Here is a 23612-nt window from a genome sequence, read left to right as displayed (position 1 = left end):
CCATGAGCCTGGCTTCGGTCCGCCGTTTCCTTGACGAGCACGCGCCCGATATCGATCTGATTGAACTGGATACCAGCACGGCCACCGTGCCGCTGGCAGCTGCCGCGCACGGCGTTGCCCCCGGCCAGATCGCCAAGACCCTGTCCTTGCGGATCGGCGAGCGGGTCGTGCTGGTGGTGACCCCAGGTGACCGGCGCCTGGACAGCAAGAAGATGAAGGCCGCATTCGGGGGCAAGCCCCGCTTTCTGGACGCCGACGACGTCGTGCGGCTGACGGGCCACCCGGTGGGCGGGGTATGTCCTTTTGGCCTGGCGACACCGCTCGATGTGGTGTGCGACGTGGCCCTGCAGGCCTACGACGTTGTGCTGCCGGCCGCTGGCGACATCCATTCGGCCGTGCGTATCGGCCCCCAGCGCATGGCGGACCTTACCGGTGCGACCTGGGTGGACGTGTGCGCCGATCCCGCCTGAAGGAAAAGCCGGAGCACGCCTGTCGGACCTGGCCTGACAAATAGCTGACGGCATTCACAGAACCGTCACATTGCCTCATTAAGCTTGCGGTCAGTTTCAGCCGGATGCATCGCATCGGATGAAGCCTACCCCACCAAATTAAGAGGTTTGCATGTCCTATTTGACAGACGAGTTCCGCGCCAAGACACGCGCCGAGCAAGGCGTGGTGACCGTTGAAGGTCAGATGCTGGAAGATATCGTGGCGGCCAACCCCAGCCGTCGCACCATGCTGAAGAGCGGCTTTGGCCTGTCGATGCTGTCGGTGTTCGGCGTCACGAGCCTGGCAGCCTGTGGTGGCAGCGACGACGACGACAATGGTTCGTCGACGCCTACCACTCCGGCCCTGAACTACGGCGTGACCTTCACGCCAATTACCAAGGTCACCGACCGCAATGCCCCGGCATTCGACGCCGTGATCGTTCCGAACGGCTACGTGGCAGAAGTCCTGTTCGCGGCGGGCGACCCTGTCGTCGCCGGCTCGAGCGGCTACAAGGGCGCCTTCCAGACCTCGGCCGAAACCGAGCGTCAGGCCGGCGGCCAGCACGACGGCATGCACTATTACACGATCCCGAACGTGGACCCGCAAAAGGGTGGCCTGCTCGCCATCAACCACGAATCGCTGGATACCGCGATCCTGTTCGCTGGCAGCTACAACGCCGCCACCGCAACGGCCGAACAGAAGAAGATCGCCCTGTCGAACGTCGGCGTGTCGGTCATTGAAGTGCAGCGCGCCGATGACGGCAAGTGGTCGGTCAAGCAGAACTCGCCCTACAACAAGCGCTACACCGGCAACACGGTGTACCAGGTCGGCGGTCCGGCCAAGTCGGTTGTGGGCAACACGGTCGTCGGTACGCTGAACAACTGCGCCAGCGGCCCGACGCCCTGGGGCACGTACCTGACCTGTGAAGAGACCACCGACAACTACCTGGACCCGACACAACCGGAAGTCGGTTACGGCTGGGTCGTGGAAATCGATCCGCTCGGCACGCTGGCACCCGCCACCAAGCGCACCGCGATGGGCCGCTTCGACCACGAAAACACCGCCTACATGACCAACGCCGCCAACCGCGTCGCGTTCTACATGGGCGATGACAGCACGCCAGGCTGCATCTACAAGTTCGTCCCGAGCAAGGCTTTTGATCCGGTCAATCGTGCCGCCAACGCCAACCTGCTCGACGAAGGCATTCTGTATGTCGCACGCTTCAACGGCGACGGTTCGGGCAACTGGGTCGAACTGACCCAAGGCAAGAACGGTCTGGTCGTCGGTGCAACCGATCCAGGCAACTTCACGCAGGTCGCTCCGGGCACGGTCGCCCCGTCGACGGTCGTCAACTTCAACACGCAAGCCGACGTCCTGCTGAACACGAAGTCCGCAGCCCGTGTGGCCGGCGGCACGCTGATGGATCGTCCGGAGTGGATCACGGTGGGCCGCGATGGCCTCGTGCTGTGCACGCTCACTAACAACGGCAGCCGTCGTCGCACCAGCGAAACGAATCCCCGCGCGACGAACCCGCACGGTCACATCATTCGCTGGACGGAAACCGGCGCCTCGCCGCTGGCCACGACCTTCACCTGGGACCTGCTGCTGCTGGCAGGCGATCCGGCCATCGCCGCGGCAAACGAGAAAGGCAACATCAAGGGCGACACGTTCTCGAGCCCGGACGGCATCCGCATCGATCCGCAGAACCGTCTTTGGGTGCAGACCGACGCCGGTACCGGCGCAAGCACGACCGATGTCTTCGGCAACAACTCGCAGTACTACATTGACCAGCAGACGGGTCAATCCAAGCGTTTCCTGGCTGGCCCGACCGGTTGTGAAATCACCGGTATCGCGTACACGCCAGACCTGACGACGATGTTCATCAACATCCAGCACCCGACTGGCAAGTGGCCTTCGGCCAACCTGCCGGCACGGTCCGCTACCGTGGTGGTGCGTCGCACGGACGGCAAGCCCGTCGGCGCGTAAGCAAACGGCTTCGGCCGGCTGCGGTGCCGCCTTTCGGGGCACCGTGAAGTGCTGCTGACAGCGGCGCCACCTTCGGGTGGCGCCGTTTTTTTTTGCCGGGCGGGCACAATGGCGAACGTCCAGTCCCCATGCGCAAGCTACACGCCGCCCGATGCCCCATCTGCCCCTGACCCCTGCCCGACTTTCCGCCTTTCGCGGCGCGGCCGCCGACCTGCCCGGCATCGACGTTGACGCGTATACCGCCTGTGGCAAGGATCCGCTTGACCCGATCCTGGGGCTGGGCGCGCCGACCCGGCGCATTGCCTTCTTTGGGCGAGACCCCGGGCGCGACGAAGTCCGCCGTGGCGAACCCTTCATTGGCGCCGGAGGCCAGCTGGTCCGACGAGTCATTTACGAACACCTGACCGGGCAAGCCGCCGCCGATGTGGGGTCATTGAGCGCGCTCACGGGGGATTTCTTCTGGATCAACACGGTGCCCTACAAGCCGGTTGGCAACAAGGCGTGGTCGATGGCGGCCAAGCGGCGCTTTCAGCCCTTGATCGCCGACCTGCTGCTGAACGCGTGGCGCGGCGACACCGTCATCACCCTGGGACGGGAAGCCTTTCTGTGGTTTGGCATCAATCAATCGGCGAACGTGCGCGCGGCACTCGATGGGTTCTGGGCGTCCGATGACCGCTTTGTGCGCACCCTGACGATCCCGATGCAGTCGGCAGGCGGATCGCCGCGGCTCTTGACGCTGTGCCCCCTGCCCCATCCGTCGCCGCTGAACGCCGCCTGGTATGCGCGCTTTCCAGGCCTGCTGCGCGATCGGCTGGTGGCGCTGGATGTCCGGCGCGACACCCTGGACATTGGCCCGGCCTGAACGCCCCTGGCGCCGGGAGTCAGGCTCCCGCCTTCATTGCCTGCGCCACCACCATATAGCCGCCCAGCAGGATCAGGCTGCCCAGGAAACATCGGCGGAACACCGTGGGCGACAAGGCATGACGGATGCGCTGACCGATCGCCATCCCGACCAGGGCGGGCAGCAGCAACAGGGCCGATGCTCCGGCCACACCCAGCGAGATGTCTGCGCTGCGCGCCAGCACTACCGCCAGCGCCGCCACCGAAATCATGAAGCTGATCGCCATGGCCTGGACCAGTTCATCACGTGACAAGCCCAGCGACTGCAGGTAAGGCACGGCCGGTATCACGAACACGCCCGTGATGGCCGCAATGGCGCCGGTGAGGGCACCTGCCAGAGGCCCCACCCAACGCTCCGCCTGGCGGGACAGGTGCAGCGGGCGCGCGAGCAGGCCCCAGGCGCCATAGGCCATCAGGGCCCCGCCAAGCAGGTAGGCCGCGCCAGCCCCCGACGGCGCGCCCCATTTCCAGGCGGCCAGCCAGGTGCCTGCACACACGCCGACCTGCATGCCCGCCAGGCGGCGGAGCACCCGCCACGCCGACTGCCACGGCAAGGCCTGCCATACGTTGGTCAGGAAGGCGGGGATGATCAGCAAGGCGGCCGCCTGGGCAGGCGGCATGACCAGCGCCAGCAAACCCATGGCCACCGTTGGCAGCCCGAGGCCGACAATGCCCTTCACACAGCCTGCCACCGTGAAGATGGCGATGGTAGCGAGGCCGACCGGGGAAAGCAGCAACGTCATCAGCGCAGGCAAGGAGAAGGACATGGTGAAGGGGCTCGCGGAGGGTGGCAGGAACGGTGGGAGGGGAAGCGAGCCATTGTGCGCCCCCCGCAGGCAAGCCTCCATCGGGAAATGGCGCAAGGTGACTCAGGCGGGGCCTGAGCCATTCCAGGGACCTCAACGTGCCCGAGGCGAGAGCGCCTCGCTGCCTGCCCTGCTACGATGCCCTCATGCGCTTCGATTTGACCGACCTGCAACTGTTTCTTCACATTCGTGACGCCGGGTCCATTACGGGCGGCGCGCGCCGTTCCCACATGACTCTGGCATCGGCCAGCGAGCGCATCCGCGGCATGGAAGACGCGCTGGGGGAACCGCTCCTGATCCGCAACCGGCGCGGCGTCGTCGAAACGCCTGCGGGCCGCACCCTGGCCCACCACGCACGGCTTGTGACCCAGCAGATCGAACATCTGAAAGGCGAACTCGGCCAGTATGGCAAGGGGGTCCGTGGGCATGTGCGGCTGCGATCGAACGCCGCGGCATTGAGCGAACATCTGCCAGAAGTCCTGGCGGATTTCCTGGTGTGGCATCCCCTGGTGTCGCTCGACATTCATGAGCACACCAGCGCCGATATCGCGCACGGCGTGCGCACCGGCATGTGCGACATCGGGGTGGCGTCCGACGCCGCAGATTTGCAGGGGCTGGTCGTCATGCCGTTCCAGGCCGACCAGCTCGTGCTCATTGTGCCTAAGGATCATCCGCTGGCTGGACGAGCTTCGGCATCGTTCGTCGACGTGATCGATGAAGATTTCATTGGCCAGGCCGAGCAAGGGGCCATGGCCGCCCTGCTGACGCATCATGCGCGGCTGGCCGGCAAGACATTGGCGTACCGCGTGCGGCTGGGCAGCATGGACGCCATCTGCCGCATGGTGGGACGCGGCGCGGGCGTGGCCGTCGTGCCGGTGGCGGCCGCGCGCCGGATGGGCCGCGCGGCAGGCATCGGGCGGGTCCGGTTGACCGATGCCTGGACGCACCGGCAGGTAGTGCTGTGCGTGCGCGACCCGGACCACTTGCCCCTGCCTGCCCGGCAACTGCTCGACCATCTGCTTGCGCATGCCGGGCAAGGCGGCGCGCCAACGCGTGCTACTCGGGCTTGATGCCGGCCTTTTTGGCGACCTCGCCAAACACCTTCAGTTCACGCTGGATCCGGGCCCTGAACTGTCCGGCGTTTTCGCTATTGGGCTCGAAGCCGGCCGTGCGCAGCTTTTCGACGTATTCGGGATTGGCGGCCACTTCATTGACCGCGGTTTCCAGCTTCTTGCGAATCGCCGGATCGGTACCCGACGCCACCATCAGGCCAAACCAGATGCTCAGGACAACATCGGGGTATTTTTCTGCCGCGGCCGGCACGTTGGGCAGGCTGGCCAGGCGCTTGGGTTCCATCACCACCAGCGGGCGCAGCCGTTCGGTGCGAATGAATTCGGCCGATGGCGCCGGTGTGGCCGACGCCAGGTCGACCTGCCCGCCGACGGCATCGGTCACCACCGCCGCGGCGCCCTTGTAGGGCACATGCGTGATGTCGATGCCGCTGGCTGCCTTGAGCAGTTCGACCGCGAAGTGCTGCGGCGTGCCGTTGCCCGAACTGCCGTAGTTCAGCTTGCCCGGATTGGCCTTGGCGTAGGTAATCAATTCCGCAAAGGACTTGACCGGGATGTTCGGGTTGGCCAGCAGCAGCAAGGGCGTCCCGGCGATCAGGCCCAGGGGCTCCAGGTCTTTCGAGATGTCAAAGGCCAGGTCCTTCTGCATGTAGGGGCCGATAGTCCGCGCCGTGTCCGTGAACAGCAGGGTGTAGCCATCGGGCGCCCCCTTGGCCACCATGTTGGACCCGATGGCGCCGCCCGCGCCCGCGCGGTTTTCGACGATGACCTGCTGGCCCAGCTTGGCCGACAGGTAAGGCGCGACCAGCCGGCCGACGATGTCGGTCCCGCCGCCCGGACCGAACGGCACGACCAGGCGGATGGGTTTCGTGGGATAGGCATCGGCGGCCGCGGCGGCAAGCGGGCTGGCCAGGACGGCCGTGCCCATGGCCGCGCCAAGCAGGGTGCGAATGAAAGTCATGATGTCTCCTCGGTGGCCCCAGGGGGGGGCCGGCGCTGTGCGCTCGTTGTGATGACTGCGGTATTGCCATAAGTCCGGCTGACCGGGCCGCGGCTCCGTCAGGCTCAGGGTGCCAGGTTCACGTTCACGTTCTTGATCTGCGAGAACTCCAGCAGTTCTTCAAAGCATTCTTCGCGTCCGATGCCCGACTGCTTGTAGCCGCCGAAGGGTGCGCCCAGGAAATGCTTGCTGGTGTCATTGATCCAGACGTAGCCCGCTTCCACCCGCTGCGCGGCACGATGGGCCGTGACCAGGTCGCGGGTCCAGATCGATGCGGTCAGGCCAAGCTCGACCCGGTTCACCATCTCGAACAGTTCGTCTTCGTCTTCCCACTTGAACATCGACAGCACCGGGCCAAAGATTTCTTCGCGCGCGATAGTCATGTCGGGGTTCACATCGGCAAAGATCGTGGGCTCGATGAAGAAGCCATCCGCCAGCCCTTCGGTGTCCGGATGCTTGCCGCCAATCACCAGCCGCGCGCCTTCGTCCTTGCCCGAGTTGATGTACTTCATGATCTTGTCGTACTGGGTCTGGTTGATGACGCAGCCCATGGTCGTGGACCAGTCCGTCGCCATGCCCGGCTTGTGCCGTTCGCGCGTCAGCTTCGCGGCGCCTTCCACCACCTGGTCGTAGATCGATGCGTGGATGAACGCGCGGCTGGTCGACCCGCAGGATTGCCCTGCCCACGTGAAGTTCATGCCGCGCACCAGGCCGTCAGTCAGGGCCTTGACGTCGGCATCGGGAAAGCCGATCAGGGCATTCTTGCCGCCCAATTCCAGCAGCACGGGTTTGAGCGAGTCGGCCGCGCTGCGCATGATGGCCTTGCCGGTTGGCACGCTGCCGATCAACGTGATCTTCTTGACCAGGGGATGCACCGTCAACGCCTGGCCGCATTCCTTGCCGCCGCTCAGGATGTTGAGCACTCCCGGCGGAAAGATCGGACCGATCAGTTCGGCCAGGCGAATGCCCGACAGCGGAGCCGGTTCGGCTGACTTCATGACGACCGTGTTGCCTGCCGCCAGGGGCGCGGCGATCTTGGCGCCCACGAACATGAAGGGATGGTTGTAGGCCACGATGCGGGCCACCACGCCGAGCGGTTCGCGCAGCGTGTAGTTCAACCGGTCATCGCCCATCGGGATCGTCGATCCCTTCAGTTCCATGACCACGCCGGCAAAGTAATCGAGACTGGCGGCTGCGATATTGGCGTCCGAGATCATTTCGGACACCGGGTTGCCGGTGTTGATGGCGTCGATCAGCGCCAGTTCTTCGGCATGCTCGCGCAGCACGTTGGCGGCGCGGCGCATGATGGTCGCGCGCTCCATGGGCTTCATGCGGCGCCACGCCGGATAGGCGGCATGGGCCGCTTTGACGGCCGCATCCACGTCTTGGGCGCTGGCGTCGGCGGCTTCGCCGACCTGCCGGTTCAGGCCCGGATTGAGTGTCGGGACATAGCGGCCGCCGACGGGCGCGTGCCATTCGCCGCCGTAGTACAGGTCGCGATGGGTCGGGATGACGCTGGCCGGGTCGATACGGCCCGTCTGGGTCGGGCTGGAAACTGAGCTGCTCATGGAAGGCCTCGTTCGTGTCGGTTCATTCGTCGTGGCTGCGGGTCATGCCGGCGGCCATGGAGGGGCTGTAGCCCGCGGTCACGTGCACGTCCACCACCACGGCGGCGCCGTCACGCACCGCGGCAATGGCTTCGCGCAGCACGTCCGCCAGCTTGGCCGGATCGGTCACCGGGCCGATGCCTTTGAGCCCCTGCGCACGCGCCATCATGGCGAGGTCGGGCGCCGGATCATCGATACGCTGGCCGATCCAGCGGTTTTCGACCGGCCGGCTGCGTTCCTTGGCGACACGTTCCTGGTGGACTTCGTCATTGAAGAAGGATCGGTTGTTGGCGGTGATGATCAGCATCGGGATGACGGCGTTGGCGGCCGTCCAGAGGCCGGCATTGCCCATCATGAAGTCGCCGTCACCCAGGATCGACACGGGCAGGCGGCCTGTGTCTTTCAGTGCCAGCGCCGATCCGACCGACATGCCCGGTCCGGAACCGATGCCGCCACCGCCGTCCCCACCCAGGTAGTCGAGCGGATGACGAAAGTGCCACATGTCGCCGGCCCAGCCCAACGGCAGGCGCATCAGGCAGATGTCGTCGTCACCCACGACGTCCTTCAAGGTGGCGGCCAGCGCGTGGATGCTGATGGAACCATCGGGCGCCTCGGCCGGCTTGACCCATTCGGACGGCGTGTAGTCGGTGGTCGGTTTGACATCCAGCCGCGCCAGCAGCTCTTCCACCACGGGTTCGATGCCGCAGGCCAGATAGATGTCGGCGGGCGGCAGGCCCTGATGGTCCATGCTCCAGCCGTTGTGGATGTATTGATCGACCGATACCTGGATGACCTTGCAGCCCGCCGGCGCATTGCCCCAGCCCTGCTTGAGCGTACCGGCCAGGTCCACCCAGTCCAGGCTCAGCACCACGTCGGCCTGCTTGAGCAACGCGCCCGTATCGCCCGACAGGAAGACGCCCGGGGGCGCCAGATGCAGCGGGTGGTCGGTCGGGAAGGCAGCGCCCGTCTTCAGGTCGGTCAGCACTTTGGCGTTCAGCGCCTCGGCCAGTTGCACGCGGCGGTCCCAGGCGGCTTTGTCGCGGCTGGCGCGGCCCATCAGGATCATGGGGTTCTTCGCGCCCTTGAGCAGCGCCAGCGCCTGGTCCACCAGCCTGGGATCCGGATAGGTGGTGGGCGGCGGGGCGTAACGCGAGGCATCGGGCAACGGCGGGATCGCATCCAGCTTCTGTTCCTGCATCGCAGCGTCGAAGCAGACGTAGGTGGGTCCGGGCGGCGCGGTTTCGGCGATCTGCTTGGCGCGCAGCAAGGCTTCGTACGAGGCGCCCACCGAAGCCGGCTGGCAGTCCCACTTGGTGTAATGGCGCACCAGCGCGCCCTGGTCCTGGGCGGTGTGCAGCCAGTCGATCCAGGGGCGGCGGCGGGCGGCATCGACCGGGCCGGTCGCGCCCATGATGACGACGGGCAGACGATCACACCAGATATCGTAGATGGCCATGGTGGCGTGCATCAGGCCCACGTTGCTGTGCACGATCGCGCCCAGCGGCTTGCCGGTGACCTTGGCATAGCCGTGCGCCATGGCGACGGCGTGCTCTTCATGCAGGCACAGCAGCATCTGCGGCTTTTCGTTGCCCAGGTGATTGACCAGGCTGTCGTGCAGGCCGCGAAAGCTCGAGCCGGGATTCAGGCAGACGTACGGAATGTCGAGGCTGCGGATCATTTCGGCGAGCGCATCGCTGCCCCAGATGCCCTCGCTGCTGGAAGGCTGCGGAATGTCGCGCCGGACTTGGGGTGCGGGGCTGGGCACGGGAAGGGTCATGCGGGTCTCCGATCTTGTGGGTATGCGCTGGCGGGCGGAAAAATGTCGGTGACACCAACGCACGGCAGCAAGTGAACGCACTGTAAGATTGAACTTCACATTGATCAATCTTGATTGCACGTTCAACCTATGCCGCCTGATGACGCTGTCCGGATCTACCTGACTTCGGCCGAAGCCACGACGCTGCTCGGCATCCGTATCCAGACGCTGTACGCCTACGTCAGCAAGGGTCTGATCCGCAGCGTGAAACAGGTCGGCACCAAGGAACGTCTCTACCGGCGAGACGACATCCTGCGCGTGCAGGCGCGGTCAATGGCGCGGTCCGGGCATGGCGCCGTGGCTGGCGCCGCGCTGCAGTGGGGCGAGCCGGTGGTGCCGACATCGATCACCGAACTCACGCCGGAAGGACCGCGCTACCGGGGCCGTCCGGCCCTGGATCTGGCGATCAGCGGCGGCAGCTTCGAAGCGGTGGCCGAGCTGCTGTGGACGGGACTGTGGCACCCGGACATTGTGTGGCCGCGGCGCGCCCTGCCCCCGTCGGTGGCGCAGGCCATCGCGCCGGTGCTTAGCGTGCCGCAAGGCAATGGCGAACTGGCCGAGATCCTGGCCATGGTAGTGCTGCGGCTCGGGCTGGCGCGCGGTACGGTCGAAGAGCGCATCGTTGGCGGCCAGACGCAGGACGCCGCGCGCGAAATCATTACCGCCATGACGGGCTGCTTCGGCATGATCGGTCCGGCACGCAGCTTTCATCGGGGCGGACGGGGATCCGTGGCGCTGCGGCTGCTTGAAGCCATGGGTGTCGATACCCATGCCGCGAATGTGTATGCGCTGCAGGTCGTGCTGGTGCTGTTTGCCGACCATGAGCTGTCCTCCAGCACCTTCGTGGCGCGCGTCGCGGCATCCGTGGGCGCGTCGTTGCACAGCTGTGTGTCGGCCGCGCTGTGCAGTGCGTCGGGCGTCGAGCTGTCCCGCAACTACGACCGCATTGAAGACTTCCTGCATGCCGGCACGTCGCGCCCCGCGCTCCTGAAACGTGCCGTGGCCTTGCATCAGCAAGGGCTGGGCGTGCCGGGCTTCAGCCATCCCCTCTACCCTGAAGGCGATGCCCGTGCCGTCGGCCTGCTGGCGATCGCGAGGGAACGATCCGACGGCAACAAGCGCCTGCGCATGCTGCTCGATTTTGTCGACCAGGTGTCGCAGGAACTGGGCTTGCCGCCCCGGCATGAACTGGGCGCGCTGGCCGTTGCGCAAGCGATCGGGCTGCCTCGTTACAGCACCGGGGCCGTCTTCATGCTGGCGCGCACGGCGGGCTGGGTCGCTCACGTTCAAGAGCAGCGCCGCGCTGGACAGATGATCCGGCCCCGTGCCAAGTTCGTTGCAGCCGGGGCCTGAGGACGATCCCGTCCGCGTTGGTGACCAGCGGCAACAAAGCCGCAACAACACGTCCGCCTTCCCTGCGGCTGCCCTGCGCGCGATTGAATCGATGGCACACCGCGCGCGTCAACACACGCTAGCTCGACAGACTTTCATCGCGCGGGCTTAGCGTCGCGCCGTCGGCCGGGTTCGGACGGTCGTGATAGGCAGCCTGCTTCGCAAAGCCGCTTACAAACCGACATACAAAGATCTTCCATTGCCCCGAATAACGCATATTGTCAGCGCAAGGGCAGACCGGGTTGCCCACTGATGGCTCGCGTTTGCGCCACCATTGCGAGCCGTAACGGAACCTATATGACCGATGCATACCCTGTGATCGTTGTAGGCGCATCCCTTGGCGGTCTTGACGCCCTGAGCCGTATCGCCAATCGGCTACAACCCGATTTTCCGGCACCGATTGTTGCGGTCCTGCACACAGGCTCGCAGGACCCGCGGCGCATTGCGGACCGTCTGGGCAGCCGCACCACCCTGCGCGTGACCTGTGCGCAGGACGGCGAACGGCTGGTGCCTGGCACCATCTACCTGTCGATTCCAAACCACCGGCTGACGATTCTGCCGCCGGGGACTTTCAGGCTGACGCCGACCACAGCCATCAATGGCGCAACCGCCGATGCGCTGTTCCTGTCGGCGGCCCGCACCTTTGGCGACCGGGTCATCGGTGTGGTGTTGAGCGGCGCTGGCGCCGATGGCACGGCCGGCATGGCCGCCGTGCATGCCGCAGGCGGCATCGGCATCGTGCAGCGGCCGGATGAGGCCGAGAGCAACGGCATGCCGATCAGCGCCATCCAGGGCGACCATCCGGACTACACGGCGTCGATCGAAAAGATTGCGGAGCTTTTGCAAACGCTGGTGCAGGAAGGCAGCGCCCGTGTCGGGCCCGCCGCCCTTCCCCGCGAGGACCTGTTGAAGGCGGACACAGGCAGGGCCCAGGCGGCTGCCGTATTGAAACTGCCCACCGACCTGGGCGTCTGATTCGGCGGTGCTGCGCCGACGTCAGCAGTGCTGAGCAGACGTCAGCGGTGCTGCTCCGACGTCAGCGGTGCTGCGCCGACGTCAACGGTGCTGCGCTGGCGACTGGTGGGTCGCCACCAGCCGCAAGGCCGTCAGATCGGCGCCCGACAACACGCCGCCGCGGCCCAGCAGACGGCCGTTTTCCCAGTTCGACAGACCCAGTTCGGGCAGGCCCAGGGCGTACTGGCCGTCGACCCACCGCGTGAACCCATCCCCCACGAACGGCGCATCGATCTCGGCGCGAAAGCGTGCATGCGCCTCGGGTTCGGTCGCGATCAGGCTTGCCACGAAACGCGGGCTCCACCGGTTGAAAAGCGCCACGGCTTCGTCCACGTCCTGCACGATGGCCAGCGTGACTTCCGGCGTGGCTTCCCATTCCCATTCCTGGCCCAGCGCATCTTCCGGCAGCAGCGTGGCGAACGGTTCCTGCGACGGACCGTCGGCCCGGAGCACCTTGACCTGCTGGGTGAAGGCTTCATGCGGCAGATAGGCTTCGCTGCCTGCGAGCACATGCAGCCGCGCGTCCTGCCCGCGTGCCGACCCGGCAAGGCGCAAGGCATCCAGAAAGACCGGCACGAGCTCGGCCGCACGCGAAACCGGAATGCAGCACACGTTCAAGGTGTTGCAGACCTTGCGATCGAGCGAATTCTGCACGACCGCGCCGAAGCGCGCCGTGTCGGCGGTGGGGTCGGCCACCATCCAGGCGCCGCCCGTGCCGTGCGCGCTGACCGGAATGCCGGCCTGGCGGGCCACGCTGCCCAGCTCCAGCACCGCATGGCCCGATCCGCGTGCCACGGCCAGCGCCAGCCGGCGGTCGCTGAACAAGGCCCAGCCAGCGGCGCGGTCTTCGGCGTCCAGCAGGGTCACGGCGCCGGTGGGCAGACCGGCCGCCGCCAGTGCGGGGTGCAGGGCGTGCCGCACGATGGCGCGGGCCGTGCCCAGGGCGTCGCTGCCGATGCGCAGCACCGCGGTGTTGCCGGTGGCAAGCACGCCTGCTGCGTCGGCAAAGACATTGGGCCGGCCCTCGAACACAAAGCCGATCACCCCCAGCGGCACTCGCACCGACTCGACCGTCCAGGTCGGGTGTTCGACCTTGCCGACGGTGGGCGCCATCCCGGTCATGGACACCCAGCTGCGCAGGCCGGCGATCATGTCGGCGCGCATGCGGTCCGACACGGTGAGGCGGGTCGTGGAACGGCCGCGGTCCTGCGCGCGGCGCACATCGGCCGCATTGGCGTCGACGATGGACTGCCAGCAGGCGTGGTTGTCGAGCGCATCGGCAAAGCGGTCGTAGAACGCGGCGACGGCGCCGGGCGCGGCGCGCGGCAGTTCGCGAAAGGCGTCGACCGCGGCAGACACGGCATCTTCGACCAGGTGCTGGACGGCTGCCGGGATGTGCAGCAGCGCACCGGTGCGCTGGACGACTTGCAGGCGATCGCCGGGTTGGAACGCGGTGGCGAGTGCATCGGACACCGTGGTATAGCGGTCGCCGCCGTAAGGGATGACCATGCCCGCTTCAAGGCGGGTCAATCGGGAATCTGCTGTCATGATGTGCGCATTCAAGAAAAATCCGGCGCGCCGACGCGCCGTCAACCCCATAGGGTAACGCGTCGCGGCGTGCGGCGCCCTGCTGCTACCATCGAGACGGGCTTTTCCCGCCCGCTTTTTCCTGACACGAGACCGACACGATGACCGAAGACGACGCCCGCCAGCTTGCCACCCACCGTCACTACAAGGGCGGCCTGTACCGCGTGGTCGGCAGCGCCCGCCATTCCGAAACCCTGGAAACCATGACCGTGTATGAGCACCTGTGGCCCCATGAACGCGGTCTGTGGGTGCGGCCCCAGGCCATGTTCGAAGGCACGCTGGATGATGGGCGCATCCGCTTCGAGCCGCTGGCCCGCTGACCGATGGCGACCACCAGCGCCGGCATCCTGATGTACCACGTGCGCGACGGGCGGCTGCAGGTGCTGCTGGTGCACCCGGGCGGTCCGTTCTGGCGCAACAAGGATGCAGGCGCCTGGTCGATCCCCAAAGGCGAAGTCGACGAAGGCGAGGATCATGCCGCCGCGGCGCGCCGCGAGTTCGAAGAGGAATTGGGTACCCGGCCCGCCGGCGACCTGATTGCGCTGGGCGAAGTGCGGCAGCGCAGCGGCAAACGGGTGCAGGCGTTCGCGCTGGAAGGCGACCTGGACGCCGACGCGGCGCGCAGTATGACCTTCGAGATGGAATGGCCGCCCCGCAGTGGCCGGATGGCGACCTTTCCTGAAGTGGACCGGGCCGCCTGGTTCGAGCTGGACGCTGCGCGCGACAAGCTGATCGCCGGGCAACGCCCGCTGCTGGACCGCCTCGTTGAGTACCTGGGCGGGGTCCGTGCGGACGAGCAAGCCACGTGATACATGAGCAGGTCTTGCCGATGCCGCCAGTCGCGAACCGTTCGATTCAAGCGGACCCTGCCAATGACCGGATTCTTGCCGCCGTTGCATGACAGGTCATCCCTGATTCGCCGGGCACACGGCCTGCTGAACGGCCATGCGCCTGAACAGCGCCTGAATCAGACCAAGGAGACCCGATATCGTGAATTCATGTGACGCGACTGCCAACTACATGCGCCGCCACGGCCTCGTGCTCGTGACGGCAGAATCCTGCACCGCCGGCCTGATTGCCGCGAATCTTGCCGACATTCCGGGCGCGGGCGCCACGTTGGACTGCGCTTACATCACGTACTCGCCGGATGCCAAACGCGAGGTCCTGGGCGTGCCGCCCGAAATCCTGCGCCGCCACAACCTGACCAGCGAGCCGGTTGCCGAGGCCATGGTGCGGGGCGCCCTGGCGCGCAGCCGTGCTAACGTGGCCATCGCGGACACGGGGGTGGTGGATGACTCGGACCCCGCGATTCCCGCCGGCACGCAGTGCCTGGCCTGGGCGTTCCAGCTCAGCGGCGGTGATGTCGCGGTATTCACGGCCACCTGCCGCTTTGACGGGGACCGCCGCGAGATCCGCGAAGCCACCGCCGAATATGCGCTCGAGCGCCTGCCGCATTACCACCGGCAGGCGCTGCAGCAGCGGGATGAGGCGGTCGCCAGCGCGGGCTGATCAGCGCCAGCCGGCCTTGTCCCGGCGCATCATGCTAAGGGCCGTCAGACAGGCCAGACCGGCGATGCCACCCAGCAGGTACACCGGAGTCGGAATCGACCGCGCCATGTCGGACGCGATCTCGCCGGACCGGGGCAGGACCAGTTGCATCCGGCGCTTGGTCATGGCGGCGCCGAGTTCACCCAGCCGGTCCGCCAGCACCCGCTCGGCTTCCGGCAGCAGGATGGTCTCTTCATCGGCCACATGGTGCAGCACGTCGCGCATCAGCTCCATGACGGTGTCGTCGTAAGCCGGATCGGTGGCTTCCATCCCGCGTAGTTGCGCGATCAGGCGGCGCATTTCATCGTGTTCCGGCACGCTCTTGCGGATGGCTTCGTTGTCGGTCACCTCGCGAAGGGCCGGATAGAAGATTTCTTCTTCAAGCTGCGCGTGAATTTCCAGCGCCGTGCAGATCGTATCGACCAGACCCTGCTTGACACGGGGATTGGTGTCGATCTTGTAGCGGTGGAAGGTCACGAGGACGTGGCTATGGTCCAGCCGGATCATGCGCGTGGCGCCGGGGGAAATGGTCGAAAGTGCGAGGTCCATGAGTCACCTGTCTGGGTTGGGGAAGCCTATGCTTCAGCAACTGCTGTGCCGTCGCAGCGGCGCGCCGGCTGCGGCACGGTCCTTGCACCCGTCAAGACCGCCCCGCCGCGCAGCCAGATGCTGGGCGGCTCTTTCCGCTGGAGTGTGCATGTCCGCTGCATCACCATCTTCCGTACCGCCTGCTGGCGGGCCTTGCGCTGCTCCACCCATCCGCAAGGGCGCCTTCCTGCTCGGCTTTGCGCTGGCCGGTTTTTTCGACGGCATCCTGCTGCATCAGATCCTGCAATGGCATCACCTGCTGAGCGGCCTTGACGGCGCGCGGTTCGCCGCCATCGGGACGCAAGTCCTTGCCGACGGCATCTTCCACGCGGTGATGTATGTCATCGCCATCGTTGGGCTGTGGCTGCTGCTGCGGCACCGGGGACAGCTGGGCCAGACCCGGGCGACCGCCCTGGCGGGGCATGCGCTCATCGGCTTTGCCGCGTGGCAGGTGCTCGACGTGGTGGCCGTGCATTGGGTGCTGGGCCTGCATCGGGTCAGGATGGATGCGTCGATGCCCCTGGTCTGGGACATCGGCTGGCTGGTAATGTTCGGAGTTGCTACAGGCGCCTGGGGAAGGTGGCTCCTGTCGCGCACCCCACCCGCGGGGAACCCTCCAGGGACGCCATGGCGCGGCGCTGCGGCGGGCGGCACCCTGGGCGCCGTGGTGCTCGCCGCCGCGGTGCTCAACCTGGCCCCGGTTGCCCCCATCGGGGCCACCGGCGCGGGCGATGGCGCCGGCCAGGTCACGCTGGTCACGCTGCCTGGCGATGGCGCGCGGTCTGCGTACGCTTTTGCACAGCGTTACGGCGCGGCGATCATCGAGGCCAGCAGCGATGGCACCGTCTGGCTCATGAACGTGCCGGCGGGCGCTAGCCGGATGCCACGTTATGCGGACGGCGCGTGGGTCGTGGCAGCGGGCGGATGGGGTGGCTGCGCGTCGTGGATGGCGGCCCGCTAGCCTTGCCCTGCCCTGTCCTGCGCAGGACGGCACGCCGCTTGCGAAACCTGTCACGCGGCGCTCGGGCCGCGATCACGCAAGGAGAAGGATGATGCAGATTCGTGTCGAACCGGCGCAATTGCCGTCGGCTTATCGCGCCCACCGCACGGCGCGCGGACTGGGCTGGTTCAGCCTGGCGCTTGGGTTGGCTGAGATCATCATGCCGCGCACCATGGCCCGGTTGTGCGGGGTGCATGTCAATCCGTCGTTGATGCGGTGCTATGGGGTCCGCGAAGTCCTGTGCGGCGTGGGCCTGCTGACCTCACGCAACGCACGCCCCTGGCTGTGGGCACGTCTGGGCGGCGATGTCCTCGACGTGGGCACCCTGCTGACGCAGGCCGACGCCCATGGCGCCGCCGCTGGCCGGCCCCAGAGCGCATTGTTGAATGTCGCCACCATTACCGCGCTGGACCTGCGTACCGCCATTGACTACGAGCCGATGGGCAAGGGACGCACGGTGGATTATTCGACGCGCTCGGGCTTTCCGTCGGATCCCGACAGCATGCGTGGAGGGGCGCGAGGCCTGCGCGGCACGCCCATGGGGGCCACCGGCGCGGCCAGCGCAATGACGGAGCAGGCGCGCCCTGAAAGTCTGAAAACCGGAAACATGAGTACCGGAAGCATGAACAGCGGCGGCCTCGGCACTGCGGGCAGCACCACCAATGCGGGCGCCACCACGCCAATGGCACTGGCGCCCGATATCGAGTAGCCCGGATCAGCGGGTCGGCACCGCCGTCCCGCGCTCGCGGTCCTGCCGCGGGCGTTCGCTGGGCGGCGCCGACTCATTGGGTGCGGTCGTGCGTGGCACGGGGTTGCGCGCCTCGCCCAGGCCTTGGTGGCGGCTGCCGGTGGGCTGTCCGCCACCGGGCTGCGCGACCTTCTCGGCCATCTCCAGGTGCCGCCGCATCATCGGCAAACCACGCTCGATCACGGACCGGATATCGGCATCCTTGGCGCCAGGCTGGGCTTTTTCGAGTTGGGCGATGCCTTGCCGATGCTGAGCGATTCCGGCCTCGCGCACATAGGCGTCGTCAAATTCCTTGCCGTTCTTCTGACCCAGCGAGGTCAGCAGTTTTTTCTGGGCAGCGGACGGTTCTGTCGGCAGCGCCATCTTGCGCACCGACGCCAGCGCCTTCAGTTCGGTTTCGGCCTGCAGGTGTTCACGGGTCACCGTCCGCGCGAACTCGCGCACCGGGTCGGTCGACGCACGCGCGCTGGCCATCTGGCCCGCCTCGATTTCAAAACGGCCGAACTGCGCGGCAGCCTGCAGCAGATTGGCATCTTCCTTGGCCATGTCAGCGGCCGTCGCGGCCAGGGCAGGCGCGAACAGGCAGACTGCGCTGGTCATCAGGCGCAGGGTGAAGCGGGGCAATGCGGTCATCGCGGGTCTCCTTTGGGTAAGTTCATACAAGAGCCCGCAAGCGCCATGCCGTGCCTGTCATGCAGGAATGACGCTTGCGAACCGTGCGCGTCCATAGCCACCTCGGCATCCCTTCTTGCACCAGGAGCGATTCAATGATTCCTCGCCACACCACCATCGTGATCACCGGCGCATCGAGCGGTATCGGCCGCGCGACTGCCGAACTGCTTGCGGCCCCCGGCGTCAAGCTCGTTCTGGCGGCGCGGCGCCGCAGCGCCCTCGATGCCGTCGCCAGCGAGTGCCGACGCTTTGGCGCGCTGACACGCGTGGTGCCCACCGATGTGACCGATGCCGAAGCCGTGCGCGATCTTGCCGAGGCCGCCGCGTCGTTCGGCAACGGCGAGATCGATGTCTGGATCAACAATGCGGGCATTGGCGCTGTCGGCGAATTCGACCGTACGCCGGTCACCGCCCACGACCAGGTGGTGCAGGTCAATCTGCTGGGCTACCTGCATGGCGCGCATGCCGTCCTGCCCTATTTCAAGCAGCAGGGCACGGGCATCCTGATCAACGTGGTGTCGTTCGGCGCGTGGTCGCCTGCACCCTACGCCGTGTCGTACAGCGCGAGCAAGTATGGGCTGCGCGGCTATTCGGAGGCCCTGCGTGCCGAGCTGTCGCGTTATACAGGCATCCGCATCTGCGACGTCTTTCCCTCGGTCATCGATACCCCGGGATTTGCCCATGGCGCCAACTACACCGGCAAGAAGCTGAAGGCACCGAAGCCCGTGTACGATCCGCGGCGGGTGGCATCGGCCATCGCGCGGGCGATCGCCGATCCGACGTGCACCCGGATGACGGTGGGCAGCGTGGCCACGGCGGCCCGCTTTGCCAATGGACTGTTGCCCGCGCTGACCCGCCGCATCACCAGCGCCCTGTTCGAGTACTACTTTGGCCGCGCGGCGCCCGCCCCCATTACCTACGGAACGCTGTTCGCATCGACAGCGCCCGACAGTCCGATCGACGGCGGCTGGCGCGCGGCGGGCGGGATGTCACGCACGGCAGCGGCGGTCGGGGTCGTCGCTGTTGTGGGTGTGCTGGGCGCCCTGTGGTACGCCCAGCGCCAGGACGACTAGGCCCGGCCCGATCAGGGCGCTACCGGCAGCGCCCGTTTATGCGCGGTGCCGCGATACACGCGGATCAGCTTTTCGCTGGCCGCGGCGTCGACCGGCTTGCCTTCCAGGAAGTCGTCGATCTGCTCGTACGACAGCCCAAATGCGGCCTCGTCGGGCTTCTGCGGCGAGTTGGTCTCTAGGTCGGCAGTCGGCACTTTCATGACCAGTTCGTCGGGCGCGCCAAGCTTGCGCGCCAGACTGCGCACGGCGCGCTTGGTCAGTCCGCTCAACGGAATGATGTCGGCCGCTCCATCCCCGAACTTGGTGAAAAAGCCCATCAGGGCTTCGGCTGCCTGATCGGTGCCGATCACCAGGCCTTCCTGCGCGCCGGCCACGGCGTATTGCGCAATCATGCGCTGGCGCGCCTTGGTGTTGCCGGTCACGAAGTCGGCATGCGCTTCGTCGCGATACACCAGGCCACCGGCTTCCAGTGCCGCGCGCATGGCGTCGGTGGCCGGCTTGATGTCCACCGTCAACCGCTTGTCGGGACGGATGAAATCCAGGCTGGCCTGCGCGGCCGCTTCGTCGTGCTGCGTGCCGTAGGGCAGGCGCATGGCGTAGAACGTCGCCTGGTGTCCCGCAGCGCGGGCGCGCTCAACGGCCAGTTGCGCCAGCCGCCCGGCCAGCAGCGAGTCGACCCCGCCGCTGATGCCCAGCACATAACAACGCGCACGCGCATTGACCAGGTAATCGCATAGAAAGGCCACACGCCGCTCGATCTCGTGATCCACATCGACGGGATTGACGACGCCGAGTTCGGCAATGATGTCGCGTGCTTCGGGGCTCGTTGGGTTCATGGTGTCATTCCTCGTCAAGACTGTCCTCGTTCAAAAAAATAGCTTAGGGCTGCAAACCATAGTAGTCGGCCAGCGACGCAATGTCCTCATCACTCAGGCGAGACGCAAAGGATCGCATCTCGCCCTGGTCGTCGTTGGCGCGCTGGTTGCCGCGAAACGCATTGAGCTGCGCGGCGATGTAGGCCGAGGGCTGCGCGAACAGCCCCGGCATCAGGGGTCCGGCGCCCCGCGCGTCCATGCCATGGCAGTTCGCGCACGCAGGCAAGGCCCGCTCCATGTCGCCTGCGGTATGCAGGCGCGCGCCGGCCGACGGCGTGCCGCCCGGCGCGGCGGCCTTGGCGGCCGGCGCCGGCTGCGCGCCGTAGTAGGTCGCGACCGCCGCGATGTCCGCTTCCGACAGCGTCTTGGCGATGCCCGACATGATCGGATGCGCCCGCGCCCCGTCCTGGTAATCCGTCAGCTGCTTGGCAATGTACTCGGCCGACAGTCCGGCCAGGCGCGGGAACGACGATCCCGCCGTGGCCGCCTGCGCGCCATGGCAAGTCACACAGGCTGCCGCGCCGGTGCTGCTGCCTGCGCTTGCAATCTTTTCTCCCTGGTCGGCCGCGCCCCCCTTGTCCAGCGCCGTTTCCCACCTTGCTTTGGCAGCGACGAAGTCGGTGCCGGTGCGCTCGCGCGGCGCAGGGGGTTTGGCCTGCGCGGCCGACGGGTCAGGCGCGGGCGGGGGTGGCGAGCCAGCCGGCGCATTGGCCGCGGCCGTGGCGGGCGTGGCAGGCGCATCGCCCGCGCGCGGGTTGCCGTCGATCAGGCTGGTGGAGAAACCCAGGTGCATGATGCCCACGAAGACCGCGGTCGCGGCCAGCGCACTGCCAACGCCAATGCCGAGCGGCTTGAGAGGATTGCTCATGTCTTCACCAGCGGTCCGGGTTGCGGCAGGTACTGCTTCTTGACGGCGTCGACGGTCCAGTAGGCCATCGCGCCAACAGTGCCGGTCGGGTTGTAGCCCGAGTTCTGCGGGAACAGGGCCGCGCCGGTCACGAAGACATTCGGCACGTCCCAGCACTGGCCATACCGGTTCACCACACTGGTGGCCGGATCGCTGCCGATGGGTGCGCCGCCGGTCAGGTGGGTCGACTGGTAGGTGGTTGCGCCATAGGGCCGCACGCGGGGATTGGCCTCGGCCAGCGTCACGCCGCGAATCGCCTTGCCGATCTCGAATGCCTTGTCGGTCAGGAACGCCGACATCTTGATGTCGTTGTCCGGGAACTCATACGTGATGCGCAGCAGCGGCAGGCCCCAGGCATCCTTGTAGGTCGGGTCCAGGCTCAGGTAACCGGTGGGCGTGGACATGGCCGCGCCGGTGATCGTGATGGGCATGGAATGGTTGTAGTAGCGCTTGGCCGCCTGCTTCCATTCGCTACCCCACCCTGCCGTCCCCTTGGGCACCGGCCGGTAGCCGATGGGCGCGCCACCCACCACCTGGATCTGGATGTAGCCGCCGCCCACGAAGCCCAGCGGTCCGTGATCGAAGTTGTCGGAATTGAAGTCATCCATGGTCACGGCGGCCGCCCCGGCGCCCATGAAGGGATTGATGTTGACCTTCTCACCAAAGAACAGATTCACGCTGGACGTGGTCTGGTGCGTATAAGCGCGGCCCACGGCGCCTTCGCGGGTGGCCGGATCGTAGGGCTTGCCGATGCCCGACAGCAGCAACAGCCGCACATTGTGGATGCCGAAGGCACACAGGAACACCATCTCGGCCGGCTGGAAACATTCTTCGCCCGATGCATCCACATAGGTCACGCCGCGCGCCTTTTTCTTGTCGGGCGTCAGCTCGACGCGCAACACGTGGGCGTTGGCCCGCAATTCGAAGTTCGACAGCTTCATCGCCGCCGGCAGCACACACACCTGTGGCGACGCCTTCGCAAAATGCTCGCACCCGTAGTTCGAACAGAAGCCGCAGTACACGCAGGCGTTCATGTTCAGCCCTTCCGTATTCTTGTAGGGACGGCTGACCAGCGCGGACGGCTGCACATAGGGGTGATAGCCCATCTTGGCCGCCGCTTCGCCGAACAGGGCCGATGCATACGGCACTTTCAGCGGCGGATTCGGATACTGGCGCGAGCGCCACGGATCAAAAGGATTGCCGTTGGGCTGCAGCTTCTTGTTGAGGTTGCCCGCGTAGCCCGATGCCCCGATCAGGTAATCGAAGCGATCGTAATAGGGCTCCAGTTCGTCATAGGTCAGAGGCCAGTCCTGCGGCGTGATGTCCGGCGAGATTATCTTGGCGCCGTACTTTTCCGTGTAGTGACTGCGGAACTTGAACTCGGTTTCGTCGAAGCGGTAATACGCGCCCGACCAGTGATTGCCGGCGCCGCCCACATGCGTTGCGGGAAAGGCGAACTGCCAGCGGCGCATGGGCAGCGCCTGCTCGCTGGGCGTATTGCGAAACGTGAAGGTTTCGACCGCGGTGTTCTGGTGCAGCTCGTGGCGGCGCGTGTATTTGAGCTCGTCGTGCACGGTCGGCGCCTGGAAGTCGGGCGATGGCCAGCGCGGCTGTCCGCGTTCCAGCACCACCACGCTCTGGCCGTTGGCCGCCAGTTCCTTGCCGATGATGGACCCGGTCCACCCTCCTCCCACGATCACCACATCCTTGGCTGGCAGCGTCTTGCTCAACGCATGTGTCCTCCGTGGCCACCGTGCGCGGCGTCCGCAATCGATATCGGGGGGCGGGTCCAGGCCACGCCGTGGCGCTCGACGTCGCTCATGTAGCTCGCGTAGGCACCCGGAAAGCCCACCAGCTTCCACGACGCCATGTCGCGGTTGCCGCCATACACCGGATCGGCGAAATAGCCTTCCATGGTGGCGTCGAGCAAGGCCGCGAAGAAGACGGCCGACGGCAGGGGCGTCGATGGGATCTCGCCTGCCTGCATGCGCTTGAGCAACTGGTCCTGCGCGCCGGCGTCCAGGTCGGCAAAGGCGCCCTTCCCGCTGCCCGACGCGGCCTGGTCCAGGCTTGCCAGACCGGCGCGGAACATCTGCGCGGGCGTGAACGACAACTGGTAGCCCTGCTGCGGTTTGCCGGCGATAAACGGCCCCTGCTTGTAGAAGTGGTCTCCGCTGCCCCACGCGCCCGCCAGTTGCTGGTCCAGGAACACGGCCACCCCGGCGTCTTTGGCCCCGGGTCCCAGCCCGTCGGTCGGGATCAGCCGGTCGATCGCGGCTTCGACCGCGCGGACTTCCTTGGCATTGAAGAAGCGCCAGACGTAAGGGGTCGTGGCGGCGGCGGGTCTGGCGTCCGCAGCGGACGCCGCGGCAGCGCCATTGGCGGGCGCCTGGGCGGCGGACGATGCCGCCGGCAAGCCTGCGGCGGCCGCGGCCGGACCGCCTGCGAGCAAGGCCTTCAGGACCTCGCGGCGCGTGAATCGAAGGGGGTGTTCCAAACATGGCTCCTCGGAAGCGGCGGGCGCTGCCGCCAAT

23 protein-coding genes are annotated in these 23612 nt (G+C 66.7%); 12 read left to right on the top strand and 11 right to left on the bottom strand.

Annotation, left to right across the window (positions count from 1 at the left end; all coding sequences use genetic code 11):
• Positions 1 to 2: 2 nt before the first annotated feature.
• The 3 genes from IE116_RS03290 to IE116_RS03280 all read left to right on the top strand — a co-directional run bounded on the left by IE116_RS03290 (position 3) and on the right by IE116_RS03280 (position 3337).
• Positions 3 to 470: a YbaK/EbsC family protein gene (locus IE116_RS03290; protein ID WP_189609731.1), complete on the top strand. Its 468-nt coding sequence runs from the start codon at positions 3 to 5 to the stop codon at positions 468 to 470.
• 151 nt (positions 471 to 621) lie between these two features.
• Positions 622 to 2475 carry a PhoX family protein gene (locus IE116_RS03285; RefSeq protein WP_189609730.1) on the top strand — a complete coding sequence of 618 codons (1854 nt, stop codon included), beginning with the start codon at positions 622 to 624 and terminating at the stop codon, positions 2473 to 2475.
• A gap of 151 nt (positions 2476 to 2626) precedes the next feature.
• Positions 2627 to 3337 (top strand): uracil-DNA glycosylase family protein, encoded by a 711-nt coding sequence (locus IE116_RS03280; protein WP_189609729.1) that lies wholly within the window; start codon positions 2627 to 2629, stop codon positions 3335 to 3337.
• A gap of 19 nt (positions 3338 to 3356) precedes the next feature.
• Here the strand turns inward: IE116_RS03280 and IE116_RS03275 are convergent, their stop codons facing one another.
• Positions 3357 to 4142, bottom strand: coding sequence for a sulfite exporter TauE/SafE family protein (locus IE116_RS03275; protein WP_373302935.1), 786 nt, complete (start codon positions 4140 to 4142; stop codon positions 3357 to 3359).
• 185 nt (positions 4143 to 4327) lie between these two features.
• Here IE116_RS03275 and IE116_RS03270 point away from each other — a divergent pair, with 185 nt between their 5' ends.
• A complete protein-coding gene (locus tag IE116_RS03270; RefSeq protein ID WP_189609728.1) occupies positions 4328 to 5251 on the top strand; it encodes a LysR substrate-binding domain-containing protein in 924 nt (307 codons plus the stop codon).
• Here IE116_RS03270 and IE116_RS03265 read toward each other — a convergent pair.
• The 3 genes from IE116_RS03265 to IE116_RS03255 all read right to left on the bottom strand — a co-directional run bounded on the left by IE116_RS03265 (position 5238) and on the right by IE116_RS03255 (position 9635).
• Positions 5238 to 6212, bottom strand: coding sequence for a Bug family tripartite tricarboxylate transporter substrate binding protein (locus IE116_RS03265; protein ID WP_189609727.1), 975 nt, complete (start codon positions 6210 to 6212; stop codon positions 5238 to 5240). The two genes, IE116_RS03270 and IE116_RS03265, sit on opposite strands and share 14 nt — an antisense overlap.
• A gap of 104 nt (positions 6213 to 6316) precedes the next feature.
• A complete protein-coding gene (locus tag IE116_RS03260; protein ID WP_189609726.1) occupies positions 6317 to 7819 on the bottom strand; it encodes an aldehyde dehydrogenase family protein in 1503 nt (500 codons plus the stop codon).
• A 22-nt stretch (positions 7820 to 7841) separates the two neighbouring features.
• Entirely contained in the window at positions 7842 to 9635 is a 1794-nt protein-coding gene (locus IE116_RS03255; protein WP_189609724.1) for a thiamine pyrophosphate-binding protein, read from the bottom strand.
• Positions 9636 to 9764: 129 nt separating this feature from the next.
• Between IE116_RS03255 and IE116_RS03250 the strand changes: the two genes are divergently transcribed.
• Positions 9765 to 11027 carry a citrate synthase gene (locus IE116_RS03250; RefSeq protein WP_189609723.1) on the top strand — a complete coding sequence of 421 codons (1263 nt, stop codon included), beginning with the start codon at positions 9765 to 9767 and terminating at the stop codon, positions 11025 to 11027.
• Positions 11028 to 11363: 336 nt separating this feature from the next.
• Positions 11364 to 12041, top strand: a complete 678-nt coding sequence (locus IE116_RS03245) for a chemotaxis protein CheB (RefSeq protein ID WP_189609722.1) — start codon at positions 11364 to 11366, stop codon at positions 12039 to 12041.
• Between the two features lie 81 nt (positions 12042 to 12122).
• On the opposite strand, the gene IE116_RS03240 is transcribed toward IE116_RS03245, so the two are convergent.
• Positions 12123 to 13628, bottom strand: coding sequence for an aldehyde dehydrogenase family protein (locus IE116_RS03240; protein WP_189609721.1), 1506 nt, complete (start codon positions 13626 to 13628; stop codon positions 12123 to 12125).
• Between the two features lie 140 nt (positions 13629 to 13768).
• Between IE116_RS03240 and IE116_RS03235 the strand changes: the two genes are divergently transcribed.
• The 3 genes from IE116_RS03235 to IE116_RS03225 all read left to right on the top strand — a co-directional run bounded on the left by IE116_RS03235 (position 13769) and on the right by IE116_RS03225 (position 15176).
• Complete coding sequence (locus tag IE116_RS03235; protein ID WP_189609720.1) at positions 13769 to 13987, top strand: DUF1653 domain-containing protein; 219 nt, start codon at positions 13769 to 13771, stop codon at positions 13985 to 13987.
• 3 nt (positions 13988 to 13990) lie between these two features.
• The gene (locus IE116_RS03230; protein WP_189609719.1) at positions 13991 to 14476 is read left to right on the top strand and encodes an NUDIX hydrolase; all 486 of its coding nucleotides are present in this window, start codon (positions 13991 to 13993) and stop codon (positions 14474 to 14476) included.
• 181 nt (positions 14477 to 14657) lie between these two features.
• Positions 14658 to 15176, top strand: coding sequence for a CinA family protein (locus IE116_RS03225; protein ID WP_189609718.1), 519 nt, complete (start codon positions 14658 to 14660; stop codon positions 15174 to 15176).
• On the opposite strand, the gene IE116_RS03220 is transcribed toward IE116_RS03225, so the two are convergent.
• Positions 15177 to 15764 carry a hemerythrin domain-containing protein gene (locus tag IE116_RS03220; RefSeq protein ID WP_189609716.1) on the bottom strand — a complete coding sequence of 196 codons (588 nt, stop codon included), beginning with the start codon at positions 15762 to 15764 and terminating at the stop codon, positions 15177 to 15179.
• Between the two features lie 148 nt (positions 15765 to 15912).
• Here IE116_RS03220 and IE116_RS03215 point away from each other — a divergent pair, with 148 nt between their 5' ends.
• A complete protein-coding gene (locus tag IE116_RS03215) occupies positions 15913 to 16764 on the top strand; it encodes a DUF2243 domain-containing protein (RefSeq protein WP_189609714.1) in 852 nt (283 codons plus the stop codon).
• Positions 16765 to 16852: 88 nt separating this feature from the next.
• Positions 16853 to 17512 (top strand): hypothetical protein, encoded by a 660-nt coding sequence (locus IE116_RS03210; protein WP_189609712.1) that lies wholly within the window; start codon positions 16853 to 16855, stop codon positions 17510 to 17512.
• 6 nt (positions 17513 to 17518) lie between these two features.
• Here the strand turns inward: IE116_RS03210 and IE116_RS03205 are convergent, their stop codons facing one another.
• Positions 17519 to 18184, bottom strand: a complete 666-nt coding sequence (locus IE116_RS03205) for a DUF4142 domain-containing protein (RefSeq protein ID WP_189609710.1) — start codon at positions 18182 to 18184, stop codon at positions 17519 to 17521.
• A 134-nt stretch (positions 18185 to 18318) separates the two neighbouring features.
• Between IE116_RS03205 and IE116_RS03200 the strand changes: the two genes are divergently transcribed.
• Positions 18319 to 19296, top strand: a complete 978-nt coding sequence (locus tag IE116_RS03200; protein ID WP_189609708.1) for an SDR family oxidoreductase — start codon at positions 18319 to 18321, stop codon at positions 19294 to 19296.
• Positions 19297 to 19307: 11 nt separating this feature from the next.
• Here the strand turns inward: IE116_RS03200 and nadE are convergent, their stop codons facing one another.
• Genes nadE through IE116_RS03180 form a run of 4 tightly spaced genes read right to left on the bottom strand, consistent with a single transcriptional unit; the run spans position 19308 to position 23575 of the window.
• The gene (nadE, locus tag IE116_RS03195) at positions 19308 to 20132 is read right to left on the bottom strand and encodes an NAD(+) synthase (RefSeq protein ID WP_189609706.1); all 825 of its coding nucleotides are present in this window, start codon (positions 20130 to 20132) and stop codon (positions 19308 to 19310) included.
• 43 nt (positions 20133 to 20175) lie between these two features.
• Entirely contained in the window at positions 20176 to 21039 is an 864-nt protein-coding gene (locus IE116_RS03190) for a c-type cytochrome (RefSeq protein ID WP_189609704.1), read from the bottom strand.
• A complete protein-coding gene (locus IE116_RS03185; RefSeq protein ID WP_189609702.1) occupies positions 21036 to 22808 on the bottom strand; it encodes a GMC family oxidoreductase in 1773 nt (590 codons plus the stop codon). Before IE116_RS03185 ends, IE116_RS03190 begins: the two co-directional genes overlap by 4 nt.
• Positions 22805 to 23575 (bottom strand): gluconate 2-dehydrogenase subunit 3 family protein, encoded by a 771-nt coding sequence (locus tag IE116_RS03180; RefSeq protein ID WP_189609700.1) that lies wholly within the window; start codon positions 23573 to 23575, stop codon positions 22805 to 22807. The genes IE116_RS03185 and IE116_RS03180 overlap by 4 nt, the downstream gene beginning before the upstream one ends.
• Positions 23576 to 23612: the final 37 nt, after the last annotated feature.

This window comes from Pigmentiphaga litoralis (assembly GCF_014651835.1).
Lineage (GTDB): Bacteria > Pseudomonadota > Gammaproteobacteria > Burkholderiales > Burkholderiaceae_B > Pigmentiphaga > Pigmentiphaga litoralis.
Note: the sequence above shows the minus strand (reverse complement) of the source record. Positions and strands in the feature narration are given on the sequence as shown.

What these genes read in the sequence shown, in the direction of transcription:
- IE116_RS03245 (WP_189609722.1), top strand. Translation starts at nt 11,364, where the DNA reads ATGACCGATGCATACCCTGTGATCGTTGTAGGCGCATCCCTTGGCGGT.
- IE116_RS03205 (WP_189609710.1), bottom strand. Translation starts at nt 18,184, where the DNA reads ATGACCGCATTGCCCCGCTTCACCCTGCGCCTGATGACCAGCGCAGTC.
- IE116_RS03215 (WP_189609714.1), top strand. Translation starts at nt 15,913, where the DNA reads ATGTCCGCTGCATCACCATCTTCCGTACCGCCTGCTGGCGGGCCTTGC.
- IE116_RS03235 (WP_189609720.1), top strand. Translation starts at nt 13,769, where the DNA reads ATGACCGAAGACGACGCCCGCCAGCTTGCCACCCACCGTCACTACAAG.
- IE116_RS03230 (WP_189609719.1), top strand. Translation starts at nt 13,991, where the DNA reads ATGGCGACCACCAGCGCCGGCATCCTGATGTACCACGTGCGCGACGGG.
- IE116_RS03260 (WP_189609726.1), bottom strand. Translation starts at nt 7,819, where the DNA reads ATGAGCAGCTCAGTTTCCAGCCCGACCCAGACGGGCCGTATCGACCCG.
- IE116_RS03210 (WP_189609712.1), top strand. Translation starts at nt 16,853, where the DNA reads ATGATGCAGATTCGTGTCGAACCGGCGCAATTGCCGTCGGCTTATCGC.
- IE116_RS03190 (WP_189609704.1), bottom strand. Translation starts at nt 21,039, where the DNA reads ATGAGCAATCCTCTCAAGCCGCTCGGCATTGGCGTTGGCAGTGCGCTG.
- IE116_RS03250 (WP_189609723.1), top strand. Translation starts at nt 9,765, where the DNA reads ATGCCGCCTGATGACGCTGTCCGGATCTACCTGACTTCGGCCGAAGCC.
- IE116_RS03220 (WP_189609716.1), bottom strand. Translation starts at nt 15,764, where the DNA reads ATGGACCTCGCACTTTCGACCATTTCCCCCGGCGCCACGCGCATGATC.
- IE116_RS03275 (WP_373302935.1), bottom strand. Translation starts at nt 4,142, where the DNA reads ATGTCCTTCTCCTTGCCTGCGCTGATGACGTTGCTGCTTTCCCCGGTC.
- IE116_RS03255 (WP_189609724.1), bottom strand. Translation starts at nt 9,635, where the DNA reads ATGACCCTTCCCGTGCCCAGCCCCGCACCCCAAGTCCGGCGCGACATT.
- IE116_RS03290 (WP_189609731.1), top strand. Translation starts at nt 3, where the DNA reads ATGAGCCTGGCTTCGGTCCGCCGTTTCCTTGACGAGCACGCGCCCGAT.
- IE116_RS03270 (WP_189609728.1), top strand. Translation starts at nt 4,328, where the DNA reads ATGCGCTTCGATTTGACCGACCTGCAACTGTTTCTTCACATTCGTGAC.
- IE116_RS03265 (WP_189609727.1), bottom strand. Translation starts at nt 6,212, where the DNA reads ATGACTTTCATTCGCACCCTGCTTGGCGCGGCCATGGGCACGGCCGTC.
- nadE (WP_189609706.1), bottom strand. Translation starts at nt 20,132, where the DNA reads ATGAACCCAACGAGCCCCGAAGCACGCGACATCATTGCCGAACTCGGC.
- IE116_RS03280 (WP_189609729.1), top strand. Translation starts at nt 2,627, where the DNA reads ATGCCCCATCTGCCCCTGACCCCTGCCCGACTTTCCGCCTTTCGCGGC.
- IE116_RS03200 (WP_189609708.1), top strand. Translation starts at nt 18,319, where the DNA reads ATGATTCCTCGCCACACCACCATCGTGATCACCGGCGCATCGAGCGGT.
- IE116_RS03240 (WP_189609721.1), bottom strand. Translation starts at nt 13,628, where the DNA reads ATGACAGCAGATTCCCGATTGACCCGCCTTGAAGCGGGCATGGTCATC.
- IE116_RS03285 (WP_189609730.1), top strand. Translation starts at nt 622, where the DNA reads ATGTCCTATTTGACAGACGAGTTCCGCGCCAAGACACGCGCCGAGCAA.